Source organism: Occallatibacter sp. (assembly GCF_049802275.1).
GTDB lineage: Bacteria > Acidobacteriota > Terriglobia > Terriglobales > Acidobacteriaceae > Telmatobacter.
On record NZ_JBARMD010000173.1, the window covers coordinates 1 to 11,460 of the forward strand.

Here is an 11,460-nt window from a genome sequence, read left to right on the forward strand (position 1 = left end):
CTTCGAGCGAGACCCACGTAACGGGGCGGCTTTCCCAACCTTGCGGATAGACGCCATTCTTCCAGTCACGCAGAAAGTTGCCGGGATCACGCGGGGCGTAATGCGTGGCATCAAGAAACTGCTTGAACTGCGCATTGGTGACGGGAAATTTATCCATGTAAAACGGCTTGATCGTCATGGCGTGTTCGTGGAATCGACGCGGGGAATCCTCCCACGGGTACTGCACATCTACGCCATTCATGGAGCCGCCTTCAATCTCGGTGCCTCTCACGCGGAAGACGAAGGACCCTCCGGGGATTTTTACCATTCCGTCGGGAGCTTCGGTTGCGGGCTTTGTTGCAGCGATTTCGATTAGACGCTGTTGGAGTACGGCGGGTTCGTGCGAGAAGGAAGCAAGTGGTTTCTCGGTCATCTCTGCCATGCGGCTCATCAAGGTCTTAATTGCCTCAGAGGGCTCGGCTGGTGTGGCGAGGATTGCACCGTAGCCGTTTGCTTCGATGTTGAAGCTAAGGACGGAAACGGGGCCGTCTTGTACCGGCTTTAATTCGATGCCGTGATAGAGATCGAAGTAGCGCATGCCGGGCGCGGGCTTTACGTCCATCTGGCGGCCGGCAATTTCATAATCGGTTCGATTCACGATGGTCCAGACGGTTTGGTCACCGAGCGGCCAGCGACTCGCGTACACGCCGAAGTTGTGCATTGGGTAGAGCGGTTCCCAGTCAGGGCTAATGAGAAATGGTGCGACGCCGCGTTCGACGGTCGCGACACGGCGTGTGGCCTCGGCATCGCGGGGATTGATGCCGTTCCAGATGCCCCAGACATTCTCCCAGCTTTCCCATCCAACGCCGTTGAAGAAGGCGAACTGCAGATCGTGGGTATGATCGACGGCCCAGCGATCGCTGATGTTGACCATGTGGCGCGTCTCAAGCCACTTGTAGCGATCGACCATGGGGATGAATGGAAATGCGTACTGGCCCCAGGTCATGACGTTCCACGCGAGCGCTTCGTCGCTGGGGCTACCCTCTGGTTGGAAGACAAGAGGATGACCGATTGCGTCAGCAGCAAGTGAGAAGCCGAGAGGGACGCCATCCTGCGTGTCGCCGTTGACGCCATCTGCGCCAATCTGCTTCATCAACTCTGCCAGGGCCTGCGGCCATGGTTGGGAGGGTTGGTGCGTGCCTTCATCCCACATCATCATCGGAAAGAGGACGCGTACTCCGTGACGATGAAAGTCGGCGACCATCTGTCGAACGCCTTCCACGCCGCCAGGCATGGACTGGACCATCTCGAGCTGATTGCGATCGTCGATGCCCATGTTGGGGTAAGTCGCCCAGATGAGGACGGCATCGATTCCGCCATAGCGCTTGTCGAGATCGTTGAGGTAGCGATCGACGGTGTAACGCCCGGTAGTTGGGTCGTAGAAGTAGCGATCGTGAACCATCATCTGTGGCTGAATGAAGCTCGATTGCGTCCACTTGAATGCAGGGAGGTCGTAGCGTGATGGGTCGTAGGCAATGCGAATGCGGCGCTCGGTGCGCCAATGCTGGAGGTCGGCGAGCCAACGCTCGTGCGTGAACGGCAGGCACGAAATCTGTGGACCCTCCCATGCGTTTTGGAGCTCCATGCAATGCGGAGTGGGGATCTGCTGGCCGCGCGGCTGAAAGTGCGTGTCTTGTGCTGCCGCTCCCAGCGCAAGGACTCCGAGCGCGACGCTTAAGAATATGTTTCGATACATTCAGATCTTCTCCAACTTGCAATCCAGGCAAAGAGATGCTTTCTTTAGATAGTCTCGCCACGATCGGCCAGGAATGCATAGAGATCATCGCGCGTGGGCATCGAGGCCTGGGCGCCGTGGCGCGTCACGGATATGGCCGATGCGGCACAGGCGAAGCGCGCGGCGGCCCATGGATCTTTGCCTTCGAGCAGAGCCACGGCGAATGCACCGTTAAAGCAGTCGCCGGCGGCAACGGTATCAATGGCGTTGACGGCGAATGGCTGCACCCAGCCAGCCTTGCCGCTCGCGACGACATAGGCGCCTTCGGCACCGCGCTTGAGGACGACTCCGGGAAGGCCTCGTGCGAGCAACGCTGCGGCGACAGTTTCGGGGTGAGAGGCGTCGTCGAGGTAAAAAGCGGCTTCAGTCTCGTTTGGAGTGAACCATGCGACCTGCTTCCACACGGGATCGCTGAGTGCGGCGGCGGGAGCTGGATCGAGCATAACCGGGACATCAAATTGCGCGCAGAGTGCAAGCGTGTAATCGATGGTTGCCATGGGCAGTTCAAGCTGACACAAGACCATGCCGGCGTTGCGGATCACATCAACGTGCTTGTCGACGTAGGCGGAGTCGACCTTGCCGTTGGCTCCGGGAACGACGACGATTGCATTCTGGCCGCTTTCAGAAAGAAAGATCGGCGCGAGGCCTGACGATCCGGGAGCCGTAATCATCGCGGAGGTGTTAACGCCGGCCGAGGAAAGGTTCTCAAGCAATTCCGGGCCAAATACGTCATCGCCAACCATGCCGAGAAACTGGACCGGATAGCCCAGGCGCGCTGCGGCGACGGCTTGATTCGCGCCTTTGCCACCGGGCGTGGTGGAGAAGCTGGTGCCGATGACAGTCTGTCCGACGCGGGGAATCTGCGGAGTGCGGGTCACCATGTCCATGGTGACGCTGCCGACAACGACGATGGGTTTGCGAGTCTCTGTCATGCAAGCCTCAGTAGAGCGGGGCCAGTGCAATGGCGCCCAGCCCCAGGATAAAGAAGACGAACATGAGCACAAGCAGCATGTGTGCAGCGCGCGGAGCACCGGCAAATTCGCGCCAGACGAAGACACCCCAGCAGGCTGAAACCATGGTGGCTCCCTGGCCGATGGAGTAGGAGACCGCGGGGCCGACAAGGTGCGCACCCGAGGCGACGAAATTGGCAACGGCACCGACGCACCAGATGGCGCCTCCAACAAATCCCGCGAGATGCCAGCCAATGGGGGCGCGCCAGTAATCCGCCCCGTTGACCGGAGGCTTGCCGTCCAGGGGTTTGCGCATCAAAAGGAGATTTGCGGGAAGCGTGGAGACAAGCACGCCGATGGCAAAGAAGAAGGCCGTAGCGTAGGGGCCTGTTGATTCGGGACCGCGCATGGCATGGGCCACCAGCGGATAGAAGCTGCCCATCAGCACACCGGCAATGAGGCTCAGGACGATGCCGCGGGTCGTTGCTGCTTTTGCGCTAGCTTCGCGTTTGCGATAAGCTGCGGCGTCAACGATGATGGCGAGGACCACGAGCGCTACTCCACCGAAGAGGAGGAGAGGATTGGCGGCTGGGCTGACCAGGTAACTGGAAACAGCGCCAACCACGAGAGCCAAGCCGATGCCGACCGGGAATGCAACGGCAAGTCCGGCAACGTCAATGGCTGCGACGAGAAGAAGGTTGGCAACGTTGAAGATAACTCCGCCGATGAGGGCGTAGACGATCGCGGAGAGCGGGGTTTGGCTGGCGGCATTGAGGAAGGGCAGACCGGCTGGTCCATGGCTTCCGGCGGTCAGGCCGAGGAGGATCGCACCGGCGAACAGGCCGATGGCATAGTCCCAATAAAAGAGTTGAAAGCGGAACTTTGGGCAAAGTTTAAGGGTGTTGGCCCACGATCCCCAGCACAACATGCTGACGATCATGAGCGCGAGCGTGACTTGATATGTTTCAGGAAGAAACATTCCGGTTGCCCCTGTCTGGTTGTGTTTGTTGCAACTCGGAACGATACGCGGAGGGGGTGTATGGATGCAAATGACACGCACTTGCAGACTTAGGTGTTCGTGCTTTCCCACCCATGCCGCGATGAGGCTGCGTCATGGATGGGGCACCCAGATTTGTGGGTGAGGCGATTATTGTCGGGCGGATTTGATGGCCTCGGTTAATGCTGGCACCACTTCGAAGAGGTCGCCGACGATGCCATAGTCGGCCACTTCGAAAATGGGAGCTTCGGCGTCTTTATTGATGGCTACGATGCACTGCGAGCCCTTCATGCCGACGAGATGTTGAATGGCTCCGGAGATACCGACGGCGAGATAGAGTTTGGGCGCGACCGTCTGGCCTGAACTGCCTACCTGGCGCTCGATTGGCAGCCAGCCGTTGTCGCAGATGGGGCGGGATGCGGCGATTTCAGCGCCGAGGGCTGCAGCAAGATCCTGAATGAGAGGAAGATTGTCTGCTTCCTTGATGCCGCGGCCAACGGCAACGATCATCTGTGCCGAGCCGAGGTCTACCGTTTGCGCGGTGCCGCGGAATGGCTCGCCGGGTTTGGTGCGGATCTGTGCGGCATCGATTGTTGGAGTGAATGTGCTGGACTCGGCTGCGGCAGATTCGGCAGTGTCGGCGCGAAAGGCGCCGGACTGAACGGAGATGAAACATGGGCCGGAGCCTGTGGATTTGTAGTTGCCGCTGAGCCGACCTTGCATGAGTTGGCGAGTGAAGACGGGGCCGTCGCCGATTGCGGTTACGTCTCCGATAAGTACCCGGCCGAGGCGCGCTGCGAGTGCGGGGACATAATCGCGAACCTGGTAGGAGTGCGGGAAGACGAAATAATCAGGAGATTCAGCGCGTATGAACTCCTCGAGCGCTGTCGTGAATCCATCAGCAGTGTATTGCGCCAGCAGCGGATGCTCGATGCGAACGACCTTGGCGACGCCTTTGGTAGCAGCTTCTTTGGCGAGAGCTTCGGTTTGCGCGCCGATGACAACTGCGTTTGCTTTCGCGCCGGATTGGGCAGCAAGCAAGTTCGCCGCGGCTACTGCTTCCCAACTGATGCGGCTGATGCGGCCGCCGCGATCTTCAAGAACAACGTAGACTCCGCTCATATGACCCGCACCTCGAACTTCAATTTTTCGACGAGCGCTGCTGCGGCTTCTTTCGCGGAACCAGAAATGATCTGCGTGGATTTCTGCTTTTGCGGAAGCGTGACTTTTTCGAGCACCGCCGCGGGCGCGCTTGCATGGCCGAGTTCCGCAGCATTCACTTTGCGCAATTCCTTGGTCTTGGCCTTTTTGATGCCCATCAGGGTGGCATAGCGAAGCTTGGTGCCGCCGGACTGGATCATGAGGACGGCAGGGAGGGGAAGTTGTATGTCCTGAAACCAGCCCTCTTCGAGTTCGCGTTTAACGGTGAGGCCGGTGTCGGTCTTTTCGACGTGAAGGATGAGCGAGGCATGGGGAACGCCGAGCAATTCAGCCATGATGACGCCGGTTTGCCCATAGCCTAGATCGTCTGATTGCAGACCGGTGAGGATCAGGTCAGGGCTTTCCTGTTTCGCCGCGGACGCAAGCAAATGTGCAACGCCGAGGGCATCGCGCTGATTCAGGTCGTTGGCTTCCACTTGGATGGCGCGGTCGGCGCCTTTGGCGAGAGCCTCGCGAATAGTGGTTCCGGCGCGCTCGGGGCCTGCGCTCAGCACAACCACTTCGCCGCCGTGTTTCTCCTTGAGTTGCAGGGCCTCTTCGAGGGCGTAAGCATCCGACTCGTTCATTGCGAACTGCAGGTCGGCTTCTTCGATCCATTTGCCGGCGCTGTCGATTCGAACCTGCGCGTCGCGCTCGGGCACTTGCTTGATACAGACGATGATCTTCATACGGAATGACTCCGGGATTTACGGTTGTTCGGTTTTCACAGTGATGGTTTGAGGCAGACTGCGCGCGGTGAGTTGGGCAATGTCAAGAAGTTGCGGCGCGCCTTCGCCGGTTACGGACAAAGCGTCGCGAAACATGGTGTTGCAGAAGGGGCATGCGGTCCCGATAGTGGATGCGCCGGTTGCGACCAGTTCCTTGACGCGCGTGTGGCTAACGCGATCGCCGGTTTCTTCGCCGAGAAAAGCCAAGCCTCCGCCTGCTCCGCAACAGAAGCTGCGTTCATGTGAGCGCGGGGCTTCTACGAGTTCGCCGGCGATGGAGACGATGGCGCGGGGCTCGTCGTAGACATTGCGGTAGCGGCCGAGATAACAGGGATCGTGGAAGACGATCTTCTCTTGGGTGGTGACTGCATCGGGCTGGTTTTGGGCATTGCTTTCCCACCCTTCTCGCAAAGTACGCGAGAAGGATGGGGCACCCGGCTTCGGTAGCTTGTCTGCAAACCGCGCGAGGAACTCGCTATGGTGCTCGATCTCTGGTGGGGTGCCGAACTCTTTCCAATCCTCCTGAATGGTGCGGACGCAATGCGGGCAGATGGAGACGATCTTCTTTACCTTGTTTTGCGCAAGTGCTTCCAGATTCGCTTCAGCAAGCTGCTGGAAGAGCAGGTCATTGCCGAGACGGCGCACGGGATCACCCGTGCATTTTTCCTTGCGCAACACGCCGTAGCTGGTGCCGAGATAGTTCATAACGCGCGCGAAGTCGGCGACGATCTCACGACCTTTCGGATCGTATCCGCCCATGCAGCCGAGCCAGAGACAGTATTCCTGTGTGCCGTCGAAGATCGGGAATCCTTGTTTCTGGATGAACTTGTCCCGTTCAAGAGAGCCCATGCCGAGTGCATTCGATCCGCGTTCGAGAGCGAGAAAAAGCTTTGCCCCGTGATCGTCTTCCCACGCGCCGGTGTTCACCGCTCCGCGGCGGAGGCCGATGATGATCGGCAAATGCTCAATGCCGACGGGGCATTGGTATTCGCATGCGCCGCACGTAGTGCATTGGAAGTCGGCGGTCATGGAGTTGAACTTGCCAATCAGGGACTCCTGCGACGTGGGGCCAAGTTCGTTCAGGTAACCGCGCAGTCCGAGGATGATTTCCTTGGGGTTGAGTTCCTTGCCGGTGTTGTTGGCAGGGCAGTGTTCAGTGCAACGGCCGCATTCAACGCAGGAGTAGGCCTGCAGGCTGACGAGTTGGGTGAGGTCGGCTCCGGCCACGAGGCCGAAGTCTTCATCGCCCACCAGCGGTGGAATCTTGCTGAAGCCGCCACGGGAAAGGAAGATGGTGGCCGGGCTCAGAACGAGATGGAGGTGCTTTGTGTGCGGGATGATGGGCAGGAAGATGAGCAGCGAGAGTGTGTGTGTCCACCAGAGAATGCGGGCAGCAGCGCTGTCATCGGTGACAGCGAAGCTCGCGAGGTAAGTCACCATCAGGAGGAAGATAAGCAGTGCGATGACCCCTGATTCATACGAAACCTTGCCGCCGAGCCACCGCGGCCGCACAAAAAATCTGCGCACGAATAGACCCAAGATTCCCACTGCGCAGGCAACCGCGAAAACCGCTGCGAAATAGAAATAGAAACGGCCGAGCAGCCCTTGTGGATCGAGAAAACCTATGCCCAGCCCGACCGCAACATGGTTCAGTGTGACGAGAGCGAAGGCACAGAAACCCCAGAAAACAAAGGCATGGGCGAGGCCGGGCAGCGGTCGTTCGCGGATGACTTTGGCCTGGCAGATTACTTCCCAGAAGAAGTCCCACACGCGCCTGCCGATAGGGGAGAGGGTGAAATTGGGGTCTTTCCGGGAATTGAGGATTCGCTTGAGGATGGGACCGAATCGCCGCCAGAACAGGACGGCGGAACTCACGATCAATGCCACCAGGAGCAGCTTCTCCGACAGCGAGAAACTTTGCGGTTCAGCCAGCGTGGCAGAGAAGAGGTTCATAACCGAACTCACTCACAATACACGATTAGGCCCACGGTCGGTTGTTTGATGCGAAACGATTTTGACAAGACAGATTTGCCCCAGAATTGTTTCGGATGGGGATTATGAGGGCCGCCCTCCACAAGCAAAAGGGCGGGGCCCCTTTCGAGACCTCGCCCCAATGCTTTCCGAATTGTCGAAGATCCGGGTCGGTAACCGGATCGCAACCCGGGTGTTGCGGATAGGGTGGTTCATTCGAGCTCAGCCCGAGTTTCCCTCCCCTGTCCCGTACAACCCTTGATGCACGAGTGTTCATGTTGCCATTCGTGAGTTTCGTTGCCGATTCTCTTGAAGGCCATAGATTACTCTCTCCTTCTGGAAGATTTCTCTTCCGTTAATAAATTAGAGGTGCAGAGGGTTGGGGAAGTTGTCGACACGGGGAGCGCAAATTGATCAGACTGTCACATTGTGGGAAGCGCGAAGAGTATCCGTGAAAGCCGCACCAGGCATTCAACTTTGTTTGCGGGCCTCGGCCTCGGCCAGCCAGCCGCGGCGAAGCTTTTCAGTAGGAATACTGGACATGTAAGGCTTGATGTCGAGGATGGGTGTGCCATCGAGCATGTCAATGCCCCGCACCCGCAATTGCCGGCCCTCGCGGCCGAGCAACTCTACAACCGTCAGCGCAATTGGATTGGGGCGGCGCGGGGAACGGGTTGCAAATACACCGTGTGGCCGTTCGTCAAAGGGCGGGCTGCCAACCAGTTCGAAACCTTCTGAACGGTCGAAGGTCCAGATAACGAAAAGATGCGAAAAGCCCTCAACATCGGTAAGGCCCAGTTCAAACTCCGGAAGAATCTCAAGCACGCCTTCGGCGTCATGTTTGGCGCCAAGTCCCTTCGGAATGGCCTTGGTGTCGGTATAAGAGCTTCGCACGAATCCGATGGGTTGGGGCGTAAACACAGCTATAGGTGCTCCAGTGTGCAGAACGGTCTGAGGCACGGTGATTAGCGGCCGCAATCCGATGGTAGCGCAGAAGGATCCTCTGCCGTCTCATAGTCGAATTTGCGCAAGTTCCGCATGCATTCACCCAGCGCGCCAACAAGTGTTTCGCTCCAGCCGCAGGGTTGAAACCGCATCGTTTTCTGGTTCAATTCGATATCGGCAGTGGCATAAAATTGCATGTCGCTGGTCTTCGCGGTGGCGAATTCCTTAACGGTGATACGCGCTTCGATATCGCCTTTGTGGTGCTTTTTCTTGACGGAAAAGAAATGGAGACGAGCGAGCGCTTCGGAGCAATCATTCTGTACAAGCTTCCATTCGTTCACGCTGATTGACCTCAAGGGAAGTTGAGCGACTTGATTGCCGAGTCTAGCGGATTGGCTGGGCGAATGGACAGGGAAATCGGATCACCTAGTATTCTTAGCTTCAGTAAAGCATTTACTGCGATTGGGAGGCATGCTTGGCGAAATATCTTGTGACCGGAGCAGCGGGATTCATAGGCCGCTCGATTGCCGCGGCATTGTTGAAGCGGGGAGAAGACGTTCGCGGCATTGATAACTTCATCACCGGCAAGCGCGGCAATCTGGCTGGTCTCGAGGACATGGAGTTCGTCGAAGGGGATTTGACCGACCCGCAACAATGCGCGCGTGCCTGCGAAGGCGTCGAAGTCGTGTTTCACGAGGCCGCACTGGCGTCAGTCCCACGCTCCGTTGCCGACCCGGCGGGCACGAATCTCAATTGCGTTACTGCGACCCTCAACCTGCTCGTGGCGGCGCGGGCCGCAGGGGTCCGGCGCGTGGTGTACGCGGGATCGTCGTCGGCGTATGGTGATACGCCCACCTTGCCCAAGCACGAGGACATGCTTCCAAATCCGATTTCACCTTACGCGGTGGCGAAACTCGCAGGCGAGCACTACATGCGAGCCTTCGCGCGTGTCTACGGGCTCGAGACCGTGGTTTTGCGATACTTCAATGTGTTTGGTCCGTTCCAGGACCCGGCATCGCACTATTCCGGCGTTCTTGCTATCTTCTGCCGGCGGATGCTGGCCGGAGAACAGCCCACAATCTACGGCGACGGCGAGCAAAGCCGCGACTTCACCTACATCGAGAACGTCGTGCTCGCAAATCTAATGGCTGCGGATGCGGCGGCGGAGAAGGTTTCAGGCCAGATGATGAACGTGGCAACCGGGTCGCGGTGTACTCTCAACGAAACCTTTTGCATTCTACGCGAACTTACTGGTTACAAAGGAGAACCGGCGTATGAGGCGCCACGCTCAGGCGACATTCGCGATTCACTCGCAGATATTCGCCGCGCCGGCGAGCTGTTGGGATACAGCCCGATTGTGGACTTTCGAGAGGGGCTTCGCCGAACGGTGGAGTGGTATCGAATGAGAAGTTAAGCAGTCGGTCCAGGCTAAAGATTCCGGCCATTTTGCTCCTTCTTTCATACGTGACGAGGCTCACTAACAAGGAGTCCGCGGATATGGACACTGATGAGTGTTCGATCCGCGGTGGCTGTGCGTCGTGTAGTGCGCGATTGCCCTTCGGAAAGCAACGGGAACTGAGGAAGCTGACCCTTGCAGGAGAGCCGCGCGGAAGGCCTGTTGATAGATCGCGATCCGTCGCAGGGCCTGGCCCGGCGCAAGGATTCGAATCTCTCTTTACGCGAACTCTGGCTCGCAATCCGAAGCAATCGTCGCCTCTTCCTGTCGATTGTGGGAACGATGCTCGGCGCGTGCCTGCTCTATTGCCTGCTTGCCCCCAATGAGTATGAAGCGACTGCGCGGGTGGCTTTGCGCGCTGCACCTGTTTCTGTCCTCACATTCGATCGAAGCGATGGCTCCTCAGGGGCTTTTGCCTCCGGCCAGGTCCAGCTGGAAACGCTGGCCAATGTGTTCCGCAGCGATCAACTGGCCTGGGACGTGATTACGCGCCTCGCGCTTTACAGGGTCCCGGGGTTTACGGGCTCGTTCCCCAGGAAGTTTCCGAATTTCAATCCAGCACGGCCTGGCAGTGATGCGAACGCCTGGCTACTCGACGAGTTTCAACGCGATTTGACCGTGCAGACGATTCCTCGCACGCTTGTTCTGCAAATCCGGTTCCGCTCACGTGACGCTGCGCTTTCAGCGGCGGTAGTGAATGCCCTCATTACGGCTTATGGGCAACGAGATACTGACGCCCGCGTTGAGGCAACGAAAGACGCCACGACATGGCTGAATGCTCAGCTGGGCGAGTTGAAGATTCGTGCTGACAACGATGAACGGAAGCTGGAGGAATTCCAGCAGCGGCATGGAATTCTGGATACCCCGGAGACGCTGGGAAATGGCCAGCCGAGCGACGTGGAGCACACCACGGAACTGGGAGAAGTGGATGCGTTGAGCAGGGAACTGGCGAATGCAACAACCGATCGCATCGTGCGTGAAGCGGAATATCGCGCAGCCGCTTCAGGTGATCCTGAAGTGGTGCTCGCTTCCGATTCCCGGCTGCAGGCTTCGGGCAACTTTGCCTCGGTGCTGCTGCAGCAACTGCACACGCGGCGCAGCGATCTGGAGCAGGAGCAGGCGCAACTGCGGATCGAGCATGGTCCGAACTTTCCCCGTGTTGTCGAGATTCGTAGCCAGATGCAGGATCTGGACGCGCAAATCAAGGCGGCAGACACAAAGCTGGTTGAGCGGTTCCGAAGCGCATGGAAGACGGCTGCTGGTCGTGAGGAACTGGTTCGCAGAAGTCTGAGCTCTGCCACGGGAGCCGGTTTGAAGCTGAATGAAGCGGCGTTGAAATATGCGGTGATGCGGCAGGAAGCGAATGCGAATCACGACGTTTATCTCAGAGTTTCGCAGCAGGTGGAGGAGGCGAACCTCGCGGCTGGCAGCCATGGCAC

The 11,460-nt window shown here is 58.5% G+C and carries 10 protein-coding genes; 2 read left to right on the top strand and 8 right to left on the bottom strand.

Translation table 11 applies throughout. The features are described from left to right. The 8 genes from WA354_RS05555 to WA354_RS05590 all read right to left on the bottom strand — a co-directional run. A partial coding sequence (locus tag WA354_RS05555; protein WP_472812016.1) for a formylglycine-generating enzyme family protein occupies positions 1 to 1,735 on the bottom strand: 1,735 nt, incomplete at its 3' end. Between the two features lie 44 nt (positions 1,736 to 1,779). Beyond that, positions 1,780 to 2,706, bottom strand: a complete 927-nt coding sequence (rbsK, locus tag WA354_RS05560) for a ribokinase (protein WP_472812017.1) — start codon at positions 2,704 to 2,706, stop codon at positions 1,780 to 1,782. Positions 2,707 to 2,713: 7 nt separating this feature from the next. Further along, positions 2,714 to 3,703 (bottom strand): GRP family sugar transporter, encoded by a 990-nt coding sequence (locus WA354_RS05565; protein WP_472812018.1) that lies wholly within the window; start codon positions 3,701 to 3,703, stop codon positions 2,714 to 2,716. A 168-nt stretch (positions 3,704 to 3,871) separates the two neighbouring features. Continuing rightward, positions 3,872 to 4,843, bottom strand: a complete 972-nt coding sequence (locus WA354_RS05570; RefSeq protein ID WP_472812019.1) for an electron transfer flavoprotein subunit alpha/FixB family protein — start codon at positions 4,841 to 4,843, stop codon at positions 3,872 to 3,874. Then, on the bottom strand, positions 4,840 to 5,610 hold the full coding sequence (locus WA354_RS05575; RefSeq protein WP_472812020.1) for an electron transfer flavoprotein subunit beta/FixA family protein: 771 nt from the start codon (positions 5,608 to 5,610) through the stop codon (positions 4,840 to 4,842). Before WA354_RS05575 ends, WA354_RS05570 begins: the two co-directional genes overlap by 4 nt. An 18-nt stretch (positions 5,611 to 5,628) precedes the next feature. Continuing rightward, positions 5,629 to 7,602 (bottom strand): (Fe-S)-binding protein, encoded by a 1,974-nt coding sequence (locus WA354_RS05580; protein ID WP_472812021.1) that lies wholly within the window; start codon positions 7,600 to 7,602, stop codon positions 5,629 to 5,631. 489 nt (positions 7,603 to 8,091) lie between these two features. Continuing rightward, positions 8,092 to 8,541, bottom strand: coding sequence for a tRNA (N6-threonylcarbamoyladenosine(37)-N6)-methyltransferase TrmO (tsaA, locus tag WA354_RS05585; protein ID WP_472812022.1), 450 nt, complete (start codon positions 8,539 to 8,541; stop codon positions 8,092 to 8,094). Between the two features lie 44 nt (positions 8,542 to 8,585). Next, a complete protein-coding gene (locus WA354_RS05590) occupies positions 8,586 to 8,906 on the bottom strand; it encodes a hypothetical protein (RefSeq protein WP_472812023.1) in 321 nt (106 codons plus the stop codon). 134 nt (positions 8,907 to 9,040) lie between these two features. On the opposite strand from WA354_RS05590, the gene WA354_RS05595 reads away from it, so the two are divergent. Then, the gene (locus WA354_RS05595; RefSeq protein WP_472812024.1) at positions 9,041 to 9,979 is read left to right on the top strand and encodes an SDR family oxidoreductase; all 939 of its coding nucleotides are present in this window, start codon (positions 9,041 to 9,043) and stop codon (positions 9,977 to 9,979) included. 177 nt (positions 9,980 to 10,156) lie between these two features. After that, positions 10,157 to 11,460 (top strand): GumC family protein (locus WA354_RS05600; protein WP_472812025.1); only part of this gene is annotated, 1,304 nt, incomplete at its 3' end.

Coding starts and splice junctions, on each gene's coding strand:
- WA354_RS05570 (WP_472812019.1), bottom strand. CDS start 4,843: ATGAGCGGAGTCTACGTTGTTCTTGAAGATCGCGGCGGCCGCATCAGC.
- WA354_RS05580 (WP_472812021.1), bottom strand. CDS start 7,602: ATGAACCTCTTCTCTGCCACGCTGGCTGAACCGCAAAGTTTCTCGCTG.
- WA354_RS05565 (WP_472812018.1), bottom strand. CDS start 3,703: ATGTTTCTTCCTGAAACATATCAAGTCACGCTCGCGCTCATGATCGTC.
- WA354_RS05575 (WP_472812020.1), bottom strand. CDS start 5,610: ATGAAGATCATCGTCTGTATCAAGCAAGTGCCCGAGCGCGACGCGCAG.
- rbsK (WP_472812017.1), bottom strand. CDS start 2,706: ATGACAGAGACTCGCAAACCCATCGTCGTTGTCGGCAGCGTCACCATG.